This is a genomic window from Chloroflexota bacterium, from assembly GCA_018648225.1.
Lineage (GTDB): Bacteria > Chloroflexota > Anaerolineae > Anaerolineales > UBA11858 > NIOZ-UU35.
Map to the genome: position 1 here is coordinate 40,882 of JABGRQ010000081.1, position 21,934 is coordinate 62,815.

Below are 21,934 nucleotides of genomic sequence, written 5' to 3' on the forward strand. Positions count from 1 at the left end.
TTTATTTCCGGTAGTGCATGATATGTAAGTGATGAAGGAAATTTGTTGTCACCCTGAGACGAAGTCGAAGGGTCTAGCACAGCGTAAATAATGGCATTTATCTGGTTTTTCGCTCCGCTAGATGCTTCGGCCTACGGCCTCACGCTACGCGGTGACATCATCATAGCACTACCAACGTTTAAACTGCACGCGCGAAGGCTGTAAGCGCCAATACAATCACCCCCAGAACTAAATTGACTTGCAATAATAATCGTTCGCGCCGCCGAAGTTGTCCCATCTCTGGCGTGGATCGGCCGCGCGCCTGTTTGATCGCCGCCCGCCGCAAAGCCGGTAATATCCCCCAGGTGAACGCGGCGCTAAAGGCTACCATCAACCCAAAGACCAGATGCTTAATGAGCATGGCCCCCGCCCACGAACTGTTGATTGCTAAAAATCCATCATAATGCGGGCTGGCGCTCATTTGCAGCATTCCGCTGCCCAGCAACAAAGCTGCGCTGAACCAGGCCAGTGGATCCAGTTTGCGCTGGAGCGCATCCAGCAACGCTGCATACGGATTATCGTCGAGGGCTTTGCGCGCCGCGGGGATGACAACAATCGACAAGATAGCCAGGCCACCGATCCAAACGACGGTGGCTTGCATATGGACCCAATATGCAAGCGTGAGCGCCCAGGTTGGGGTTTGCATCACTGGCAATTGGCTTGCGCCGCCAACATCATCTCCTGATAGATGGCGTTGCCCGTATACTGGAAAGCCTGGTCATAAAGTTCATCGACATCACACCAGTAGCTCTGCGACTCGAGGAATTTGGCATACCCAACCAGCGCATCTACATAACGCTGTGAAGCCGACCAGCCGGAGCCATCGTGCAGGTTGGGAGTGATTGAGGCGAGTTCCTGAAAATAATTGATCGCTTGCGGCCAGTCTACATCCCAGAAACTGGCTCCGGTGAGGTAGAGCCGCGCCCAGTTGCGCCAGCCATCGGCTTCGGTATCCAGTACGCCGAAACTCTCGGCTAATGTCAGATCGTAAATGCCGCCTTCCAGGCTGCCGCGGCCGATCTTCTGAATGCCGCGCATCCGCAGGGATAAGTACAAAATACCATCAATTTTCAGGGGATAAAACTCGGCGTCGCGTTTGCGAACTTCTTCCGCGGTTTCGATGGCTTCTGTCCATTCTTGATTGGCAACATGGCCGTTGGTTTTTGCAAATAACTCTTCGATGGCACGCGTATCGGGCGTGGGGGTAATGGGAGCCTCAGTAGGGGTTGGCGCGGCCGTGGGCGTAGCCGTCACATTGAGAACCATGAGCACCTCAGCCAGCTTGGTCGTCACTTCCGGGTAGGATGGGTCCAGACCAATCACATATTCAAAGCGCTGTCTGGCTCTGGCGAAATTCCCGGCTTCCATATCCAGCACCCCCAGGGTGAACTGTTCGGCGGTTAGCAATGCTCTTTGTTCTAATTCAAGATTCATGCGTCGGTTGATGCCATTGCGATAGCCAAAAAATCCGCTGACAAGCAGAATCAACATCAGGCCCAGCAAAACCATCCCGGCAGTTTTCATCCAGGCACGGCGTTTCTTTTTCTTCGGTGGCGTTTCTTCAGGGACAGGCGTTACCCGAGTTGGGGAAGTATCCTCCACAGAGGGAGGCGTGATATTCGTAGGTTGGGTTTCGTGCAAATTTTCTTCGCTCATGCGTCCAATTCTAATTCGGAACAGACAATCCGTAAAGCGCAGTAATAATAACGCCCGGATTTTTTAAAGTCGCATATTGGTATAATCTAAGCATGTCCAAATACCGTTTTTATCAACCCATCACCGTGCGTTATGGCGATCTTGACCCTCAGGGGCATGTCAATAATGCTCGCTACCTAACCTACCTGGAACAGGCCCGCGTGGGCTATGCCCGCCAGCTTGGGCTTTGGGATGGCGGTTCGTTTTTCGATTTTGGCATGATTATGGCCGACGCTCACCTTACTTTCAAAGCGCCCATTCTGTGGGGACAATCGCTGCGTGTGGGCATGTGCATTACTCGCCTGGGCAATAAAAGCATGGAAAGTATTTACAGCATTGAAAACGCCCAAAGCCAGCAGATATTTGCTGAAGGCGCTTCGGTGCTGGTAGCGTATGATTACCATGCGGGTGAAACCATCCCTGTGCCCGATGCGTGGCGCAAAATTATTCGGGACTTTGAGCAACTTTGACCGCAGACCGAGGAAAAAAGACCCATGAAATCACTCCCCAAAATTGATCAGACCTATATGCTGGATTTTCTGACCGAATTGTTGAATATCCCCAGCCCAACGGGATTCACCGAAAAGGCGATTGACTACACGGAACAAGCCCTGCGCGGGTTCCCGTTTTTGAGTCTGTCCCACACCCGCAAGGGGGCGCTGGTCGCCATCTGGCCCGGCGAGGATTCAACGGCCCCGCGCGGCGTCACCGCCCATGTGGATACCCTCGGGGCGATGGTCAAGGAAATCAAGTCCAATGGCCGCCTGAAACTGACCCGCATCGGCGGCTTCCCCTGGAATACGGTAGAAGGCGAGGGCTGCACAGTTTTCACCCGCGCGGGCGATCAAATCCGCGGTTCGCTGCTACTGACCAAATCCAGCGTGCATGTGTACGGGAGCGATGTCGGCGAAACCAAACGCGACGACGATAGCGTCGAAATCCGCCTGGATGTGCGCGCCACATCCGCCGAAGAGACGCGTGCCCTGGGCATTGAAGTTGGCGATTTTGTGGCCTTTGACCCGCGCGTCGAAATCACCAACGGCTTTGTGCGTTCGCGCCATCTCGACGACAAAGCCTGCGTTGCCAATATTGTGGCGGCAGTTAAAGCATTTAGCGACACCGGGCTGAAACCGGCCCAAACCACCATTCTGCATATCAGCAACTACGAAGAAGTCGGGCACGGCGCGGCAGTGGGCTTCCCCCCCGACATGGCTGAACTGCTCACCGTAGATATGGCAGCCATCGGCGACGGCCAAACTTCGGATGAGTTTCACGCCACATTATGCGTCAAAGATTCGGGCGGCCCGTATCACTATGGCATGAACGAAAAACTGCGCGCCCTGGCCGATGAATACGAAATTCCCTACAAAGTAGATATTTATCCTTATTATGGCTCCGATGGCGAGGCCTACTGGCGAGCCGGGGGCGATGTAACCGTCTCGCTCATCGGCCCCGGCGTGGATGCTTCGCACAACTACGAGCGCACGCATACCGATGCGCTGGTAGCCACCACGCAATGGATTATGGCCTATTTGTTAGCGGAGTAAAACCGAAAGCCCATGCCAGCGATTATTTTGCGTGCCGACAAGCTCGTCAAACGCTATGGCAAGCTTACCGCCGTAGACAACCTCAGCCTGGAGATTTTCCAGGGGGAGATATTGGGTTTGCTGGGGCCAAACGGAGCGGGCAAAACCACTGCAATCAACATGCTTTGTGGATTGTTGCCACCCGATGCCGGGCAGGTTTTTATTCATGGCGAGTCGGTGCATGGCGGCAGTCTTTATGCGCGTACACGCGTGGGGGTGTGCCCGCAAGAGACCATTTTGTGGGAAAAATTAACCTGCATTGAACAGTTGGAATTTATCGGCGAGATGTACGCCATGCCGCGCCGGGCAGCCCGCCAGCGCGGGGATGAACTACTCGACACCCTGGGGTTGAGTGACAAGCGCAACGAGTTGGCTGCCACACTCTCCGGGGGGATGAAGCGCAGACTCAACCTGGCCCTGGCGTTGATCCACAACCCGGAGATTCTCATCCTCGATGAACCCGAAGCTGGCCTCGACCCGCAAAGCCGCGTGCTGGTGCGCGAATACATCTGTTCGCTGGCGCGCGAAAAAACCATCATCCTGACCACGCACAATATGGATGAAGCCGAGCGCATGGCCGACCGCGTAGCCATTATAGACCACGGCAGGCTGCTGAAACTCGACTCGCCCGAGGCCCTCAAGCATTCCATTGGGGCTGGCGACGTTCTGGAGATCGCTGTGCAGAATATCTCATCGGAGGAGAAAGTGCTGGCCGTAATGCAGTCACTGGCTGCCGAAGCCACACTGACCAACGGGAAGATCGTCTTGCGCGGGCATAACATGGTTGAGAAAATTCCTGCGATTATCGGAAAATTGCGCCAGGCCGGAACCAAGATCGGCGAAGTACATTTGCGCGCCAACACCCTTGAAGATGTCTTTATCGCTCTCACCGGGCGGGGGTTGCGCCAATGAGATTTTGGAGCGTGTTCCGCAAATGCGCCCAGGAGCAAAAGCGCGATCTATGGGTGCTGGGTCTGAGTTTGGCCTTCGCGCCGCTCTTTGTGCTGTTGTACTGGATGTTCACCGGGGGCAATGCCTCCACCTCGTATGCAGTATTAGTCATCAATCAGGATACAAGCAGCCCCAACGCCGGAGAGCAGGCCATCCTGGAGATGCAAAATCTCACCTATAAAGATGGCAGTAATATGCTGCGAGTGCATGAAACTGAAGATCGTTCTCAGGCAGAAAAGAAACTGCGCAACCGCGGCGCGGCGTTGCTCATTATTATTCCTTCTGATTTTCCAACAGTGCTTTTGGGCGAAGATGGACAATCCACGGCGCTTGAGTTTGTCGGCGATCTTTCCAATCCCTATTACACCATTGCAGCGGTCATGGCGATGAGCGCCATAGATCAGTATATAGCTGACACGACAGGGGTGCCGCGCCCCGTTGAACTTGTGGAGACAGCTTTGGGGGCTTCGGCGGCGCGCACCGAATTCGAGATTTATGTCCCCGGACTGCTGGTACTGGCAGTCATCTTGATGATTTTCCAGGCAGCCATGCTGCTGACGCGCGAAGTCGAGAGCGGCACTCTCCGTCGCTTGCAAATGACTCGCCTGACAGCGTTTGAATTAATTGGGGGGACCACCGCCTGGTTATTAGTGATTGCAATTGCCGAAGTGCTGTTAACCTTTGGCGTAGCTGTGGCGCTGGGTTTTCGCAGTCAGGGCGCCATTTGGATGGCAATCATAATTGGCATTATGACCGGTTTTTCAATTATCGGCACAGGGATGATTGTGGCCGCCTTCTCACGCACAGTCTCGCAAGCCTTTGTGATTGCTAATTTCCCCCTGGGGTTTTTCATGTTCCTGAGCGGTGCAGCCTTCCCCGTCCCGATGCCAGTACTGTTTCGCGTAGGCGAAATTGAGATCGGCTTGGGCGATTTTTTGCCGCCCACGCACGCTGTTTCAGCGCTGAATAAGATTTTCACATTAGGGGTAAATTTTAGCGAATTGGCCTATGAATTTTTCGCCCTGACGCTGCTATCGCTGGCGTATTTTGCTATTGGGGTGTGGCTCTTCCGACGACGACATATGCAGTAACGAAATTAGGAAGAAAGCGTTATCGTTTGGGCTGCACGTCAATCGCCCGATAAAACTCGTTTTTAACTTTTTCCCGATAATCCTTGGGAATGTCATGCCAGCGTACACCCAGAATGGCCCCCTCCAGAGCATAGAGCATATTGGCAAACGCGGTTATATCTGTCTGCCCAATGCGGATCAATGCTTCGACGCTGCCCATCTCGGCCAGATCGTCATAGGTATTGACACCAATTTCTTTCAGTTTTTCGGCCAATACTGGCCCGATATTGGGGAGTTTTGTGAGGTCTTCCATAACTAATCTTGATCCGCGGGCGGCGCGGCTGGCCCATAATCGAGCACATCGCGCGGCGCCGCGCTGCCCGTAGAACCGCCGATGATGCCATCTTGCTCCAGGGTGTCAATCAGACGCGCAGCGCGGGTATAACCAATCCGCAGGGCACGCTGCAACATCGAAACCGAGGCGCGCCCCTTACGCCGGATCAGGTCTACGGCTTCATCGTAGAGTACATCGCGGTCCTTGTCTGGCTTCATCTTCTCTTCGTCCCAGAATTCCAATTGCTTGAGGGGGATATGGCGCGGCACGCCATCGGGGTAGCCTCCGGCGGCAGTAGCCACCGAAGTGGGGGCAACATAGCCATGCTGCCTGCGCCAGTATTGCACCAGCCGCAAGATTTCCAGATCAGAGACAAAGACACCCTGCAAGCGCACCGCTGCGGGGGCATCGGGCGCCATAAAGAGCATATCGCCGCGGCCCAGCAACCGCTCGGCGCCGGGCTGGTCAAGGATCACGCGGCTGTCCGTCCCCGATGCTGTGGCGAAAGCAATCCGGGCGGGGAAGTTGGCCTTAATCAGCCCGGTGACCACATCTACCGAGGGGCGCTGCGTGGCAATCACCATATGAATGCCGGTGGCGCGCGCCAATTGCGCCATGCGCGTAATCGAGCGTTCGGTCTCATCGGGGGCCAGCATCATCAGGTCGGCCAATTCGTCTATGATGACTACCAAATAGGGCAGCTTGCGCAGCCCGTGCGAATCGGCCTGGGCGTTGTAATCGATCAGATTACGCGCCCCAATATCGGCAAATTTCTCGTAACGCTGATCCATCTCGCGCGTCACCCATTGCAGCGCGCCCACCACACGGTCTAGCTCGACAACCACCGGAGCCAGCAAATGCGGAATGCCGTCATAACCGGTTAGCTCCACACGTTTGGGGTCCACCATAATCAGGCGCAGTTCATCGGGGGTATTATGTACCAACAGACAGGCAATAATCGCGTTGACACACACCGACTTACCAGAACCGGTTGTCCCGGCGATGAGCAGGTGCGGCATGGCTGCCAGATCAGCCGCCACGGCGTTACCGGCCACATCTTGCCCCAGGGCAAAACTCAACGGACGGCTATCGAGTCGGCTGAAAGCTGCATTGGTAATGCCATCGTGCAACGATACCAGTGCAGAATTTTCATTGGGCACTTCAATCCCCACGTAGCCCTTGCCCGGAACGGGCGCCTCAACGCGCACACGCGTGGCGGCCAACGCCAGGGCCATATCGTCGGCCAGGTTAGCAATTTTATTCACGCGCACGCGCCGCCGCGTACCGCGCGATTCAATAAAATCGGGCTCGATGCCAAATTGTGTTATCGTGGGGCCGCGGTTGATCTCGACGACACGCCCCGGCGCGCCAAAGGATGCCAACGTCTCTTCGATGGTTCTGGCGCGTTGGCGATCAAATTCATCATCAATCGGGACTTCGTCACCGGCTTCCAGGATTTCATCCACCCCAGGAAGCACCCACTCGTGGGGGGGGGGCACGGGTTCGGCATTGGGCTGTTCGGTGGACAAGCCCTGTGAGGGTGCTGCCCCCTGAGGAACGGCCACCCCCGCCGCGGGCCGCGTCGGCATAGCCTGTTGGGGTGGGGGGAAAATCTTCTTCAGGATCGTCCTCATCCCATCGAAAACACGTTGCCGCGCCGAGCGAAAACTCATCCCCAAAGGAGCCAGCCAACGGAACATCTCCCAAACGGTCATATCCAGGGTGATAACCAGCGCCAGCACCAGCCAGGCGAACAAAATCACCAGCGCTCCGCCAATGCCTAGTAATGAGTTCAGTAAATTGAAAAACCACCCGCCCAGAACACCCCCGCCACTGGTTTCAGGGTTTAGTGTAATCAGGGCGCTGAGTTCAATGAGATGTGCGAAAAAAGAAAAGAGCGCCAGCAAAAACACATATAGCAGAAAAATACCGACAGCGCGTTCCAACGAGAGCTGCGGCAAGCGCTCGAAATTGCGAAAAATCAGCCACAAACCAACCACAATCAGGCCCAACGGCAAAATATAGCCACCCCAGCCAAAAAGTTGCAACACGATCCCCAGCCAGCCGCCCATGATAGCGCTGTTGTTGGGCGCGAGCATCCCAAAGAGAGTCAGCAAGCCAATCGCAGCCATGACCACCCCGGCGATATCGAGTTTGCGATCCAGGGATAACCCCGGGCGTTTGGGGGCAACTGTTTTGCGTTTTTTGGGGCTGGTTTTTTTACGCGATGAGGACGTTTTTTTGCGGGCCATGCTGAGGATTATAGCACAAATGGGCTGATACTCTCGGCTCAAGGAAAAGGCTTGGGCGATCAATCGCCTTGCGGTAGAATAGGCTACTTCTCGAAAGGAAAACAAATTTTGTTTCAGATTACTTTTCTCGGCACTTCTGCTTCGGCACCCTCGTTTCATCGCGGGCTGTCATCGCAGGTGATTCAACATAATGAACACCGCTTTTTGATCGACTGCGGCGAAGGCACCCAACGGCAAATTTTACGTTCAGGGTTGGGCTTTAAGGGGCTAAACCGCATCCTGATCACCCATAGCCATCTCGACCATATTCTGGGGCTGGGGGGGCTGGTATCAACCCTGGCGCGCTGGGAAACGATGGATGAGATGGTGATTATGGGCTCGGCGCGCACGCTTGAGCGCATTGACGATTTGCTCTTCCAAGTTGTTTTTCGGGGCGTGCGTCCGCCCATTGATGTGCGTCTGGAAGCCATTTCGCCGGGGGTTATTTTCACGAATAAAGATTTCAGCGTATCGGCGTTTGATGTTACTCACCGCGGGGCAGCCTCATTGGGATATTTGTTTGAGGAGACCTCGCGTCGCCCCTTTTTAACAGACAAGGCCGATGCGCTGAATATTCCCCCCGGCCCGTGGCGTGGACAACTCGTGCGAGGCGAGGTGGTGACTCTGCCCGATGGGCGCGAGATTCACCCCGATGAGGTACTCGGCCCGGTGCGCGAGGGCGTGCGCATGGCGCTTGTCGGCGATACCGGCCGCACCGACAACTTGCTCGAACATCTGCGTGGTTTGGATGCGCTGATTATCGAATCAACGTATCTCGAATCAGAGGTGGATATGGCACGCCAATTTGGACATCTTACCGCACAGCAAGCAGCCAATTTTGCCACCGATGCCGAAACTAAACACCTGATTCTGACACATCTCTCGCGGCGTTATCGCGAACGCGATGTATTATCAGAAGCCCGTGCCAATTTTAATAACGTGCGCGTGGCGCGCGACTTCGATAGTTACGAAATTCGCCGGGGAGAGTGTAAGCGCATTGAACCGGTATCGAAAAATTTTCATCACCGCGAAGAAAACTGACGCCTTGACACGCCCCCCTCATCTCGTGAATATACTCACCAAAAAACAGATTCCTTTTCTCCTCTTGTGGAGCATTCTCTTCACACTGGCCTACTCTCAGGCCCCACTGTTCACATCCAACCAGAATCAGTACTTTCTACACGGCCTCGCAAAAGCAGGCTGGGGCGATCTCAGCGTCGATTGGTTAGCAAATACACTCGACCCCACACCAGTTTTCAGCGGATTAGTTTTTATCACCTATCGCTTGCTGGCCTGGCCGCCGGTTTTTTACCTGTATTTTGGGGTTCTGGCGGGAATTTATCTCTTCAGCTTATTGGGCATTATTCAACAGATTTTCAACACCGGGCAAACGCGGCTCTCACGCGGGCTGTTTTTAACCCTGTTCATCGGTTTTAATGCCGCGGCCCTGCGCTTTGTGCTGGTGCGCAGCCTGGGCGCAAACTGGGCCTATCTTTTTGACGGCGGCCTGGCGGGTCAGCGTCTGCTGGGCGAGGTCTTACAGCCGAGTACGTTTGGCGTGCTTTTGCTGCTGGCGATTAATCTCTTCTTGCGCGGCAAAACCCTGTGGAGCGTGCTGCCGCTGGTGCTGGCCGCCACCTTCCACCCGACCTATCTACTCAGCGCAGGCGTACTGACCGCGGTCTTCATGGGCATTCTGTTGTGGGAACAGCGCAACATACGCCAACCGCTTTGGTTGGGGCTGCTGGCGTTGTTGGGCGTGTTGCCGATCTTGTATCATGCACTGATCGTCTTCTCTCCTACCGGGCCAACGCTGATTGCCGAAGCGCAGCGCTTGTTGGTTGAATTTCGCATCCCGCATCATGCGCTGCCCGCCGAATGGTGGGACCTAACCGCAGCCGTGAAAATCGGCCTGATGCTGATCGCCATCTATGTAACGCATAAGACGCGTTTATTCTATATTTTGCTGGTTCCTTTCCTGGTTGCCTCTCTGTTAACCGCAGCTCAAATTTTCACTGGAAATCATGTTCTGGCGTTGTTATTCCCCTGGCGCATCTCCACGGTGCTGATGCCGTTATCACTGGCGGTGCTGGTGGGCGCCGCACTGCAATGGTTTTGCCACCGTTTTGCTGCATTCATCCAACGCCATGAGCGCGCGCTGTTGAATATCAGCCTTACCGCGGCGATTTTGCTGGCGCTGGCCGGAGCAGGCATTTTTATAGTCAACGCCCAGGATCGTGCAACCAGCCCCGATAAAAAAATGATCGCCCACGTTGTCGAAACATTCGCCCCCGGGCAAGTTTACGTGATTCCACTCAATTTGCAGAATTTTCGTCTGGAAACAGGAGCCGCTGTCTTTGTGGAGTTCAAATCCATCCCCTATAAAGATGAGGAAGTGCTGGAATGGTACCGTCGCGTGCGCATGGCGGGTCGCCTGTATCAAGCAACAATCGCGACCTACGGCTGTGCAACTCTCGAAGAACTGTATGAAGAGGGAGTTACACACGTTGTGTTGCCTTATGACCATGCCGCCAAAAATTGCCCGACTCTACAACGCGATCACTTAGATATTAATTACGAAGTTTTCACCATAATCCCCCCAGAATAGTGCAAAAATAAGAACCTGGTCTGCGTTAGAGCAGGCGTTGAATTTCCTCTACCAATTCTTGAATGCCGAAGGGTTTTTGCACATAACCTGCGCCCCCGGCAGCATACACTTTATTGCGCTCATCTTTCATTAGGTGCGCCGTGACCACCACAATCGGAATTGGCTTCATTTTCTGATCATTTTTGATTTGCTTCAAAACATCCCAACCATTCAGTCGGGGCATATCCAGGTCCAGAACAATTAAATCAGGGCGAGACGCACGCGCAGCCAGTACGCCATCCTGCCCATCTTGCGCGCAAATCACTTCATATTGCTCACGCTCAAGCACGATGCGCAACAGGGTAGTATTATCAAGATCGTCTTCAATAATCAGAACGCGTTTACCATTCATCGAGTTTATTCTTATTTACGCAAAACGCTCTTCATCCCAAACATCGGCATCATTGTGATACCCGGCGCGCTCCCAAAATCCGGGGCGATCATTTTTGGCAAATTCAAGACCGCGCAGCCATTTTGCGCCTTTCCAAAGATAGGGAGTTTGGATGTCTTCCCGCTGGGGGATATGCCCAACCACGCCCCGCAGTGGATAGCCATGCTCGGGGGTGAGAGCTTCGCCATCGAAGTGGGTGGCTAACAAGAAATTATCTTGCAGCATAATTTCCAGCGGCAGATTGGTGGTATATCCATGTTCGGCGTGTTGAATTATATACGCGGCCTCCGCTGTGGGTTGAATGAAACCCTCATCAATCAGCGTGCGCAATGAGACCCCTTCCCACATGGTATCGAACTTGCTCCAACGCGTCACACAATGGATGTCCATTTTGAGCGTGGTGCGCGGCAGTTTCAAAAATTGATCCCAACTCCAAACAACCGTATTCTCGACTTCGCCCCAAACGCGAAAATCCCAAGCCGCAGGCTCAAAAGCAGGCACCGGCCCGTAATGCAGCACAGGGAATTTTTGCGTCAACGCTTGGCCCGGCGGTAAACGTCCTTCGCTGCTTATACGCGCTTCATCTTCACGGCGAGAATCAAACGATTGAAACATACCAAAACCTCCAAAAGATTGTGCAGATTATATCAAACCAACCCGATTTAACTGGCAGATAACCATTAGCCCTTTAGTACTACACTAAAATTCAGGTTTCGCGTTCAGGGGAAAGCTTCCCCGTTGACAATTCACAATAATATTATATAATATTATTTATTGCAAATATTCGCAACAGAGAAGATTATTATGTCGCATTGCAACACCCTGATCGATACCCTGCGCCAGCGCAACTACCGCATCACCCCACAGCGGGAGATGATTATTCAGGTCATCGCCCACAGTGAGCAACACATGACTGCCGAAGATGTACTCACCAAGCTGCGCCAGCACACTCAGGCCATCAATCTGGCAACTGTCTATCGAACACTAGAAACGCTCTGGGAAGAAGGTATGGCCTGCCGCAACGATCTCGGCGAAGGCAAAATAGTCTTCTCGGTTCGCAAGCATGGCCCGCATATTCATTTGGTATGCCGCCACTGCAACCACGTGATTGAGGCCGATTATGCTTTACTCAATCCCCTCGAAACCAATTTGCTAAACCAATACAACTTCACCGCCGACCTGCAGCATCTGTCGATTTTTGGCGTCTGTGAAAATTGCCCGTAGAATAAATTAACACAAGGACGCAAAGAAACAAAGATTTTTATATTAATTCCTTTGCGGCTTTGCGTTAAGCTTTTGGAGACTCAAAATGTTACTCTCTCCCACACCCCTACACATCCCCGATGGATTTCTTAACCTGGTCATCTCACTGATTTTCTGGGCGGCCACTATCATCATGGTTGGTCTGGCAATCTCAAAGACCAATAAAACCCTCGGCGAGAAACAAATTCCGCTGATGGGCGTGATGGCGGCCTTCATCTTCGCCGCGCAAATGCTCAACTTCCCCGTAGCAGGGGGCACATCCGGTCACTTTTTGGGCGGCGCGCTGGCGGCGATTGTGCTCGGCCCCTGGGCGGGCATTTTAGTTATGACCGCTGTAATTGCTGTTCAGGGTTTGCTCTTTCAGGATGGCGGCCTGTTGGTCATGGGTGCAAATATTTTCAATATGGGCATTCTCACCGCGGTAATCGGCTTTGGACTTTATCGCATGGTCGGCGGTGCGAAAAAAGGGCTGCGCCTGACTATAGCCGGAGCCGCCGCCTGGCTGGCAACCATGGCCGCCGCCCTGCTGACCGCGCTGCAACTCTGGCTGAGCGGCACTTCGCGCCTGGAGATTGTTCTACCGGCCATGCTGGGCGTGCATATTCTGATCGGCGTTGGCGAAGCCCTGATTACGGTTGCCGCATTGGCCTTCATTGAGCGCACGCGCCCCGACTTGCTCAACGCGGAGAAAACCGCGGCCAGCGGCGGGCGCGGCTGGATTATGGCCGGAATACTTGTCACTTTTTTGGCAGTAATGATTTCTCCCCTGGCATCCGGCTCTCCGGACGGGCTGGAGCGTGTAGCCGAAAATCTTGGTTTTCTCGCCGATGGAAAAGCCGCATCCTATCAAATTTTGCCCGATTACACGATCCCCTTCCTCGGCGAAACCGCCCTCTCCACCATTTTCGCCGGAGTCATCGGCGCGCTGATTTTGATGGGGCTACTGGTTTTGCTGGGGCGCAGTTTGCGGAGAGCAGGCAGCAGGGAGTAGGCAGTATTTTTACTCCCTACTCCCTGCTGCTCTACATCACCCGCCATGCACATCCACGCCTTTGATCAATTTCGCGCCCACGAGAGCGCCCTTCACCGCCTTGACCCGCGCGTTAAAGTGCTGCTCACCGTAGGATATATCCTCTCGAATGCGCTGCTGCCCGATGGCAGTTGGCTGGCTTTTGCCGCGGCCTGGCTGCTACTGCTATGGGGTAATGAACGCGCCCATTTGGGGCTGGGCTACACCTTCAAGCGTTCGTTTGTGGCCTTGCCCTTCGCAGTCGCCGCGGTCAGCGCAATTTTTTCCCCGTCGGGCACTCCCCTCGCCGAGTGGAATCTCGGCTTCGTTACCCTCATCCCCACCGATTTCGGCGTCTTGCGTTTCTTCAGCATTCTGGCGCGCTCCTGGCTCTCAGTGCAGATGGCGATTCTACTCGTCACCACCACCCAATTCCCCGACCTGATTCACGCCTTCGAGCATCTCAAAGCCCCGCGCACCCTCACCACGATCATCGCCTTTTTGTATCGCTACCTTTTCGTGCTCACCGACGAAGCCTACCGGTTGCTGCGCGCCCGCGAAGCCCGCAGCGCCGGGTTGCCAGGATACAAGCGCGGCGGCAGCCTGTTCTGGCGCGCCAAAATTACCGGCGAGATGGCCGGTCAGTTATTTCTGCGCAGCTACGAACGCTCTGACCGCATCTACAACGCCATGCTCGCCCGCGGCTATACCGGGCACATCCGCACACTCAACCCGCACACCATGCAGCACCGCGACTGGCTGACGCTGTTTTCTTCGATCCCCATGCTGCTTCTAATTCAACTCATCGGCTGGTACCGCTAATGCCTGTAAAACACCCAAGCACACAACAATTTATTCTGCCCGATTGCGAGGGCGATATTCTCCAAATCGAGAAGCTTAATTTTGCCTACCCGGATGGACATATTGCCCTGCGAGATGTCCATCTGAATCTATGTTCGGGGGATAAAGTGGCCCTGGTAGGGCCAAACGGGGCTGGCAAATCAACTCTGATGCTGCACCTCAACGGGATTCTACGTGGGGAAGGTGGTCTGACGGTTGGGGGTTTGCCCATCAGCGATGAGCATCTCCCGATGATTCGCGCCCTGGTGGGGGTGGTTTTCCAGAACCCCGACGACCAGCTTTTCTCCCCCACAGTGTTTGACGATGTAGCCTTTGGCCCGCTGCACATGGGCCTGCCCGAAGATGAAATCTACGCCCGCGTAGAAGCAGCCCTGGCCGCGGTTCAAATGGAAGATTTTGGTGAGCGGCTTTCACATCATCTCAGCATGGGGCAGAAAAAACGCATCGCGATTGCCACCGTGCTCTCCATGCAGCCACAAATTCTCGTCCTCGATGAACCCTCCGCGGGCCTAGATCCGCGCTCCCGCCGCGCGCTAATCAACTTGCTGCGCGAGCTGCCGCAGACCATGCTGGTCTCAACGCACGATCTACACATGGTGCAGGAACTCTTCCCGCGCATGGTCATCATGGACGAGGGCCGCGTTGTCGCCGATGGCTCCACGGAAAAGTTACTGGCCGATGCCAATTTGCTCGAAGCGCATGGGTTAGAAATGCCGTAAAAAAACTCCGAGATTTATGAAAATCTCGGAGGTCTGCATTCTTCTTGACGGGGGCTACTGAGGGCAGTAAAATTCGCCCGCAAATGAAAATGTTTTTCAATTAGGAGTAAACATAGCATGAAATATTGGCTGACATTATTGACCGTTATCCTGCTGGCAGGCTGCGCCGCACCCGCCCCGGAGGCAGAATCGGCAGCGGGAACAGCAGGCCTCACCGTAGTTGCCACGACAACCATCGTCGGGGATGTGGTCTCGCAGGTCGGCGGGGAACATATCCATTTGGCGATTTTGCTGCCCGCCGGCGCCGATCCGCACAGTTTTGATCCCACCCCGCAAGATGTCGCCAAAGTCGCCGATGCAGATATTATTTTCGCCAACGGTGCCGGATTGGAAGCCTTCCTTGACAACCTTATCGAGAGCGCCGGAGCCGCCGAGCGGGTAGTGTATCTCGACGAGGGCATTGAATTGCTCGCCCAAGCCGACGAAGACGAAGTTGGGCACGACGGCGGCGATCACGAAGACGAAGTTGGGCACGGCGGCGGCGATCCGCACCTGTGGACAGACCCGAATAATGTGCTGGTGTGGGTGCATACGATCACGCGCAAACTCAATGAGTTTGATCCCGCCAATGCGCTCACCTATTCATCCAACGCCGACGCCTACGCCGCGGAGCTAATGCAACTGGATGCCTGGATTCGCGAACAGGTAGCGCAAATTCCTGCCGAAAACCGCCAGATTATTACCGATCACACCCTGTTGGGCTACTTTGTCGATGAATACGGTTTCGACCAAGTCGGTGCGATTATACCGGGCTACAGCAGTATGGCAGAGCCTTCGGCGCAAGAGTTGGCGCAAATTGAAGATGCGATTGTTGCGCTGGGCGTACCGGCCATTTTTGTGGGCAATTCCGTCAACCCCGCGCTGGCTGAACGCGTCGCCAGCGATACCGGCGTACAACTGGTCTTTTTCTACACCGGTTCGCTGAGCGAAGCGGGGGGTGAAGCCGAAACCTATCTGGACTATATGCGATACAATACGAATGCAATTGTTGAAGCGTTAAAATAATGTTCCAAGTTAAAGGTTGAAAGTTGAAGGTTGAAGGTAGAGAGATCTGTAACCTTCAACCTTCAACCTGACACCCAAAACCCATGTCCTTTCTCGACGAACTGCTCAAAACCAGCCAACATCTTTCCAAGCACCGCCACCCTCATCTGGATGACAAACAGATTTTACAGGCGGATGATTTAAGCGTGCGTTACGAAAGCGGCGCGGCGCTGGACGAAGTCACATTTTCATTAAACGCCGGGCAGAGGCTGGCAATTGTTGGCCCCAACGGTGCCGGAAAAAGCACTTTGCTTCAGGTTATTGCCGGGGTATTGGCCCCCACCAGCGGACAGGTACATATTTTTGGCAACGCGCCAGGCGGGCATATTTGCATTGCCTACGTGCCGCAGCGCAGCCAGGTCGATTGGAGTTTCCCGGTCACGGTGAGCGACGTGATTATGATGGGGCGCGTCGGTCAGTTGGGGCTATTTCGCAATCCCACCAAACACGATTGGCGCCTGGTCAATCAGGCGCTGGAAGTCGTGAGTCTGACACACCTCGCCAAACGCCAGATCAGCCAGCTTTCGGGCGGGCAGCAACAGCGCATGTTTATCGCCCGCGCCCTGGCGCAAGAAGCCGAATTAATGTTGATGGACGAGCCGCTCACCGGGCTGGATGTCAACTCACAAGAGCAAATATTCAATATTCTCGATCAACTCAAAAGGCAAAATGTGACCGTGTTAATTTCGCTGCATGACCTGAAAATGGCAGCGCAGCGTTTCGATGAAGTTTTACTGCTCAACAAGCAGATGCTCGCAATCGGCGACCCGGCGTTGGTACTGGCCCCGAAGAATCTCCTGGCGGCCTATGGAGGCCGCCTGCACCTGGTGCCCACCGAAGATGGCCTGCTGGCCCTCGACGATACCTGCTGCGAAGGGGAACACGACCATGCTTGAGTTCATTCTTGAGCCCCTGCAATACGCTTTCATGGTGCGTGGCCTGATCGCCGCCGTGCTGGTCGGGATGGTCAGCGCGGTGGTAGGGACCTATGTAGTTTTACGCGGCATGGCCTTTTTCGGCGATGCTCTGGCGCACGCCATCCTGCCGGGGATCGCGGTTGGCTACCTCGTTGGGGGCGGCGCGCGCGAGCCGCTTTTCTGGTGGGCGTTGGTAACAGCAATCCTCAGTTCGCTGGGTATTGGGGCGATCAGCCGCAACACACAGATTAAAGAAGACACCGCCATCGGGATCGTTTTTGCCGGGATGTTTGCGCTAGGAGTAGCGCTCATCTCTACGGTGCGCAGCTACACCGTCGATCTGGCGCACTTTCTCTTTGGGGATGTACTGGGGGTGCGAAATACCGATCTATGGCTGATCGCGGCTTTCGGTGGTTTTGTTTTGCTGGCGATTCTGGCGTTCTACAAAGAATTTATGGTACTCTCGTTTGACCCCATTCTGGCGGCTACGCTGCGCCTGCCGGTGCGCCTGCTCGATTTTCTGCTGCTGGTATTGATTGCCATCACCATTGTGGTCTCGCTGCAAACCGTGGGGGTCGCGCTTATGGTTGCCATGCTTGTGACCCCCGCGGCGACCGCTTATTTGCTCACCCGCCGCCTGCCGGTAATGATGGCATTGGCCGCGGCGATTGCGTCCATTTCCGGGGTAATCGGGCTGTATATTTCGTATTATCTGAGTATTGCCTCCGGTTCAGCGATTGTGCTGACCTGCACGGCAATCTTTGGGCTGGTGTGGGGGATACGGGCAGCCGTAATGCGGCGCGCGACGCGACGTTTATAATCTCCTGTTTTTTTCTGATAAATTATTGGCACTTGATTTACGATCAAATATCCGCGATAATGGATGCATAAAACGAAAGGAGGTTTCCCATAGAAAATACTCATCCTTTCCAACCACTGGCACCTTTACCGATAAACCCCGCCCGCAGATAGGGTTGATGCTATCGCAGGAAAGCTCAGTAAGCTAATTTACAGGCTGGTGCTGGTGGACTCTCCGTAAGTGCAGGTGAAAATTGAATACGCAAGACGATCTATAAACAGACCCGTTGGTTCTCAACAACGGGTCTGTTTCATTAAAGCCAGGGCCGCTTGAATCTCGGCCAGCACATCGGGGTCGCTTTCGCTCTCGGCGGCAGATTTTAGCGCAGCGTGCGCCGCTTCACCACCAATCTTCCCCAAAGCCCAGGCCGCATGCCCGCGCACCAACGGTTCAGTATCACGCAGGGCCTGCGCCAGTGCAGGCGCTGCATCCGCGCCCCCAATATTGCCCAATGCAACCGCAATATTGCGCAAATAGCCGCGCCGTTTCGTACGCTTGATCGGTGTGCCCTTGAATTTGCGATTGAATGCCTGCGGAGTGAGAGCGAGTTCTTCCGTCAATAAGCCCCATCTTCCGTCCTCCCCAAGATCAGTGGGGAAATTTTTCTCCCCCTCCCTTCTCCCAGCATTGGGAGAAGGGAGGGGGCTGGGGGGTGGGGTGAGGGCCTTATTCCACGGGCAGACTTGCTGGCAAATATCACAGCCAAAAATCCAGTTCCCCACTTTGGGGCGCAAATCTTGGGGAAACGCGCCTTTATGTTCAATCGTCAGGTATGAAATGCAGCGATTAGCATCGATTGTGCGATCAGGCAAAATACACGCGGTGGGACAGGCATCCAGGCAACGCGTGCACGTTCCGCAGTGATCCTGCAAAAAAGGCGCGTCGGGCGTTAACTCCACACCGAGCAATATTTCGGCCAGCAAAAAATACGACCCTGCTTTGGGATGAATCAAATTGCTGTTCTTGCCGACCCAGCCCAACCCGGCGCGCTGTGCCAATTCTCGCTCTAACACCGGGCCGGTATCGGTATACCAGCGATTGGGAACCGAATACCCCACTTGGGCTTCGATGAATTCCACAATTGCGCGCAAACGCGGCGGCAACACATCGTGATAATCTTGCTCCTGAGCATAGGCGGCAATCTTGCCCTCACCCCTTCGCCCCTCTCCCACTGGGAGAGGGGTTGGGGGTGAAGGCGCTTCGTAGACAAACCCCAACATCAAAATCGATTCGCATTCGGGCAGAATCAACCGCGGGTCGGCGCGGCGCTGGCGGGCGCGCTCGCTTGCCATCCAGTCCATCCCGGCATGATACCCGGCATCCAGCCAACGCGCGTACACATCCAGATGCGCCGGTGGTTCTGGCGTGGTCACACCCACCAGATGGAATCCCTGCCGCTGTGCTTCAGCCTTTATGGCGCGGGTTAACTCCGTTTTTGCGAGCATGGCCGCGATTATACCGCGCCGATTGGATGCTATAATCACCGACATGTCCAACAAAACGCAATTCGCACTAAACAATTTACTGGCACGCGCCCTGGCAGCCCGGTCAGGCCTGATTGATGCCGATCACGCCGCGGGGCTGCGTCTGTTCAGCGGTTTCTATGAGGGCTACCCCAATCTGGTGGCCGATATTTACGCCCGCACGCTGGTGTTATTCGATTATGGCGAATCCGGGGATGCGCTGAAAAACGCGGGGGAATTTCTGCGAGAGAGACTTCCCTGGATTAATTGCGTGATCCACAAGACGCGCTCGGCGCGTGATGCAGCTCAACGGAGGGGGATACTCGCCTTTGGGGATGCGCCTGCCGAGAACATCCGCGAGTACGGCGTGACGTACGCCCTCGATTTACAACTACAACAAGATGCCAGTTTCTACCTCGATACGCGGGCGCTGCGCCTGTGGCTCCGGGAGAACGCCGCCGGGTGGGATATGCTCAACACCTTCGCCTACACCGGCAGTCTGGGGGTGGCGGCGCTGGCCGGGGGCGCAGCGCGGGTTATCCAAACTGACCGCAATCGTAAATTTTTAGATCTGGCACATCATTCCGCCCGACTCAATCGACTCGATTTGGGGAAACAAAAATTACAAGCTGGTGATTTTTTCAGCGTGATCGCCAGATTGAAGCAGCGTAAGGCGCGTTTCGACTGCGTCATCATTGACCCACCTTTCTTCTCCAGTACCGCAAAAGGCACGATTGATCTCGTCAACGAGAGTACCCGCCTGATTAATAAAGTGCGCCCCTTAATCAAGGATGGCGGCTGTCTGGTCACGATCAACAACGCCCTCTTTCTTCCCGGAGCAGACTATATGCACTCGCTTAAAGCCCTGTGCATTGATGGGTACCTCAGCATCGAAACCATCCTTCCCGTTCCGAGCGATATTACCGGCTTTCCAGAAACCATCGTTGGCGCGCCGCCCGTCGATCCGGCACCCTTCAACCACGCTACGAAAATTGTCGTCTTACGCGTGCGGCGAAGATAATGTACGCACTAACAAAACCAGACTTCCGAGATTTTTAAGTATGTGCCAATATCAGCAAAATTTTGGTCAAATCCCGGAAGTTTTTTGTATCCATCATCACCGGAGAGTTTCATAGTTCATGAATTTACCCCACACACACTGGCTCGCCAAACGCACCAACTTCTACTACGGTTGGATCATCCTGCCGATTTCTATTCTGGGGGCATTCTTTACCAGCCCCGGCCAGACTTATATGGTATCGGTCTTCAATCCATCCCTGCGTGAAACGTTCAATCTTAGCCTGAGCCAGCTTACCGGCGCGTATATGCTCGGTACGGTATTGGCTTCACTGCCGCAATCGTATATTGGTCAGTGGGCTGATCGAATTGGCATTCGCAAAGTGCTGTTCGTGATCGTCACCCTTTTCAGCCTGGCGTGTGTTTTTATTTCCCAGGCAAGCAGCCTGCCGATGCTGTTTGTAAGCTTTTTCTTCCTGAGGTTGCTGGGGCAAGGATCGTTAGAACTGCTCTCTGTGAATATGCTGCCGATGTGGTTCCGCAAAACATTGGGTACGGTTTCTGGCATCAAGAGTGTGGCGGTTAACCTGATGAGCGCGCTTGTACCCGTGGGGGTGTTGGCGCTCATCGGTCAAGTAGGCTGGCGCACAACTTATATCTTGGCCGGAGTAACTGTATTCGCCATTCTGATGCCGACGGTCTACTTTTTTTATATTAATCGCCCTGAAGAGATCGGCCAGCAGATCGATGGAGATACAGAAATTGACAAGCCGGCAACTTCGAAGCGCACCATCACGGCTGTGCTCCCTGAAAACGAACTTACGCTCAACGAAGCCATGCGCACACGCGCCTATTGGATTCTGACTCTGGCATGGTTCGCCTGGGCGGCCATTGCCACGGCGATCACCTTCAATTTGTTGCCCATCTTCACAGCCAAGGGCCTCACCGAGCAACAAGCCGCTTCCAGCTTCACAATTCTGATGGTCGCTTCAGCCATCTTCCAAATTTTCGGCGGCGTGATTGCAGACCGGGTCCAACTGCGTTGGATGGCCGTCGGCGCGCTGGGGCTGTATTCTGTTGCGGTCGGGGCGCTGATCTACGTGCCGGTTGGTTCTGTTATTTGGGTGTACACGCTCATCTTGGGGGTGGCACAAGCTTTATTTGGCGGGCTGAATAATACCATTTGGGTGCGCTACTTTGGGCGTACTCATCTTGGTAAAATCCGCGGCAGCGTGTGGACGGCCGCCGTGGCGGGCAGCAGCGTTGGCCCGTTTCTGATGGGCGTTTCCTACGATCAGAGCGGAGATTTTTTCATCTCGCTAGCCGTCATCGCCCTGATTTTGGTCGGACTGGCGATTTCTGGTCTTTGGGCCACACCCCCCTTGACTCCGTCTCAGCCTTCGGTATAATGCCAATAATCGAATAACCGATTTGCACGGAGTCAAGTACTCGCCTAATTTTTCAGAGAGCTGCCGGTTGGTGTGAGGCAGTAAGCCAAGCGAAGAAATCCGCCCCGTCGTCCGCGACTATGTTTAGGACAATCGCTCCCGCAGGGACACTCGCAAGTTCGCCACGTCGTAAGGGAGCCGGGTTCGCCCGTTACAGTGTTTTTATGAGTTCGCCCTCACCCCGGCCCTCTCTCGGAGGGAAAGGGAGAAAGAGCGGAAAAAGCAGGTGGCACCACGAGCGCCCCCCTCGTCCTGCAGGATGAGAGGGGC

General features: G+C 54.7%; 22 protein-coding genes. 15 read left to right on the forward strand and 7 right to left on the reverse strand.

The window, feature by feature from the left end; all coding sequences use genetic code 11:
* Window positions 1-178: 178 nt before the first annotated feature.
* Window positions 179-685 (reverse strand): hypothetical protein, encoded by a 507-nt coding sequence (locus tag HN413_07115; protein MBT3390166.1) that lies wholly within the window; start codon window positions 683-685, stop codon window positions 179-181.
* Window positions 685-1,695, reverse strand: coding sequence for a tetratricopeptide repeat protein (locus tag HN413_07120; GenBank protein ID MBT3390167.1), 1,011 nt, complete (start codon window positions 1,693-1,695; stop codon window positions 685-687). The genes HN413_07115 and HN413_07120 overlap by 1 nt, the downstream gene beginning before the upstream one ends.
* 92 nt (window positions 1,696-1,787) lie before the next feature.
* Here HN413_07120 and HN413_07125 point away from each other — a divergent pair, with 92 nt between their 5' ends.
* The 4 genes from HN413_07125 to HN413_07140 are packed head-to-tail and all read left to right on the forward strand — an operon-like array spanning window position 1,788 to window position 5,362.
* Window positions 1,788-2,204, forward strand: coding sequence for an acyl-CoA thioesterase (locus tag HN413_07125; protein ID MBT3390168.1), 417 nt, complete (start codon window positions 1,788-1,790; stop codon window positions 2,202-2,204).
* A gap of 24 nt (window positions 2,205-2,228) precedes the next feature.
* Window positions 2,229-3,281 carry a M42 family metallopeptidase gene (locus HN413_07130; GenBank protein MBT3390169.1) on the forward strand — a complete coding sequence of 351 codons (1,053 nt, stop codon included), beginning with the start codon at window positions 2,229-2,231 and terminating at the stop codon, window positions 3,279-3,281.
* 12 nt (window positions 3,282-3,293) lie between these two features.
* Entirely contained in the window at window positions 3,294-4,232 is a 939-nt protein-coding gene (locus HN413_07135; protein ID MBT3390170.1) for an ABC transporter ATP-binding protein, read from the forward strand.
* 11 nt (window positions 4,233-4,243) lie between these two features.
* Window positions 4,244-5,362 (forward strand): ABC transporter permease, encoded by a 1,119-nt coding sequence (locus HN413_07140; GenBank protein MBT3390171.1) that lies wholly within the window; start codon window positions 4,244-4,246, stop codon window positions 5,360-5,362.
* Between the two features lie 19 nt (window positions 5,363-5,381).
* Here the strand turns inward: HN413_07140 and HN413_07145 are convergent, their stop codons facing one another.
* The gene (locus HN413_07145) at window positions 5,382-5,654 is read right to left on the reverse strand and encodes a TfoX/Sxy family protein (protein MBT3390172.1); all 273 of its coding nucleotides are present in this window, start codon (window positions 5,652-5,654) and stop codon (window positions 5,382-5,384) included.
* A gap of 2 nt (window positions 5,655-5,656) precedes the next feature.
* Window positions 5,657-7,927, reverse strand: coding sequence for a DNA translocase FtsK (locus HN413_07150; protein MBT3390173.1), 2,271 nt, complete (start codon window positions 7,925-7,927; stop codon window positions 5,657-5,659).
* 108 nt (window positions 7,928-8,035) lie between these two features.
* Here HN413_07150 and HN413_07155 point away from each other — a divergent pair, with 108 nt between their 5' ends.
* Together HN413_07155 and HN413_07160 are read left to right on the forward strand one after the other, a co-directional pair.
* Entirely contained in the window at window positions 8,036-9,007 is a 972-nt protein-coding gene (locus HN413_07155) for a ribonuclease Z (GenBank protein ID MBT3390174.1), read from the forward strand.
* 4 nt (window positions 9,008-9,011) lie between these two features.
* Entirely contained in the window at window positions 9,012-10,574 is a 1,563-nt protein-coding gene (locus HN413_07160) for a hypothetical protein (protein ID MBT3390175.1), read from the forward strand.
* 25 nt (window positions 10,575-10,599) lie between these two features.
* Here the strand turns inward: HN413_07160 and HN413_07165 are convergent, their stop codons facing one another.
* Both HN413_07165 and HN413_07170 read right to left on the reverse strand, forming a co-directional pair.
* Entirely contained in the window at window positions 10,600-10,965 is a 366-nt protein-coding gene (locus HN413_07165; GenBank protein ID MBT3390176.1) for a response regulator, read from the reverse strand.
* A 15-nt stretch (window positions 10,966-10,980) separates the two neighbouring features.
* The gene (locus tag HN413_07170; GenBank protein MBT3390177.1) at window positions 10,981-11,619 is read right to left on the reverse strand and encodes a sulfite oxidase-like oxidoreductase; all 639 of its coding nucleotides are present in this window, start codon (window positions 11,617-11,619) and stop codon (window positions 10,981-10,983) included.
* A 189-nt stretch (window positions 11,620-11,808) separates the two neighbouring features.
* On the opposite strand from HN413_07170, the gene HN413_07175 reads away from it, so the two are divergent.
* From HN413_07175 to HN413_07205, 7 genes are all read left to right on the forward strand, one after another.
* Window positions 11,809-12,228, forward strand: a complete 420-nt coding sequence (locus HN413_07175; protein ID MBT3390178.1) for a transcriptional repressor — start codon at window positions 11,809-11,811, stop codon at window positions 12,226-12,228.
* A gap of 85 nt (window positions 12,229-12,313) precedes the next feature.
* Complete coding sequence (locus HN413_07180; GenBank protein MBT3390179.1) at window positions 12,314-13,258, forward strand: cobalamin biosynthesis protein CbiM; 945 nt, start codon at window positions 12,314-12,316, stop codon at window positions 13,256-13,258.
* A 45-nt stretch (window positions 13,259-13,303) separates the two neighbouring features.
* Window positions 13,304-14,098, forward strand: coding sequence for a cobalt ECF transporter T component CbiQ (gene cbiQ, locus HN413_07185; GenBank protein ID MBT3390180.1), 795 nt, complete (start codon window positions 13,304-13,306; stop codon window positions 14,096-14,098).
* Window positions 14,098-14,856 (forward strand): ATP-binding cassette domain-containing protein, encoded by a 759-nt coding sequence (locus HN413_07190; protein ID MBT3390181.1) that lies wholly within the window; start codon window positions 14,098-14,100, stop codon window positions 14,854-14,856. Before cbiQ ends, HN413_07190 begins: the two co-directional genes overlap by 1 nt.
* A gap of 117 nt (window positions 14,857-14,973) precedes the next feature.
* On the forward strand, window positions 14,974-15,921 hold the full coding sequence (locus tag HN413_07195) for a zinc ABC transporter substrate-binding protein (protein MBT3390182.1): 948 nt from the start codon (window positions 14,974-14,976) through the stop codon (window positions 15,919-15,921).
* Between the two features lie 83 nt (window positions 15,922-16,004).
* A complete protein-coding gene (locus HN413_07200) occupies window positions 16,005-16,856 on the forward strand; it encodes a metal ABC transporter ATP-binding protein (GenBank protein ID MBT3390183.1) in 852 nt (283 codons plus the stop codon).
* Window positions 16,849-17,697 (forward strand): metal ABC transporter permease, encoded by an 849-nt coding sequence (locus tag HN413_07205; protein ID MBT3390184.1) that lies wholly within the window; start codon window positions 16,849-16,851, stop codon window positions 17,695-17,697. Before HN413_07200 ends, HN413_07205 begins: the two co-directional genes overlap by 8 nt.
* A 272-nt stretch (window positions 17,698-17,969) precedes the next feature.
* Here the strand turns inward: HN413_07205 and queG are convergent, their stop codons facing one another.
* Window positions 17,970-19,181, reverse strand: a complete 1,212-nt coding sequence (gene queG / locus HN413_07210; GenBank protein MBT3390185.1) for a tRNA epoxyqueuosine(34) reductase QueG — start codon at window positions 19,179-19,181, stop codon at window positions 17,970-17,972.
* A gap of 43 nt (window positions 19,182-19,224) precedes the next feature.
* Here queG and HN413_07215 point away from each other — a divergent pair, with 43 nt between their 5' ends.
* On the forward strand, window positions 19,225-20,220 hold the full coding sequence (locus tag HN413_07215) for an SAM-dependent methyltransferase (GenBank protein MBT3390186.1): 996 nt from the start codon (window positions 19,225-19,227) through the stop codon (window positions 20,218-20,220).
* 118 nt (window positions 20,221-20,338) lie between these two features.
* Window positions 20,339-21,625: an MFS transporter gene (locus tag HN413_07220; protein ID MBT3390187.1), complete on the forward strand. Its 1,287-nt coding sequence runs from the start codon at window positions 20,339-20,341 to the stop codon at window positions 21,623-21,625.
* The last annotated feature ends 309 nt before the right edge of the window (window positions 21,626-21,934 follow it).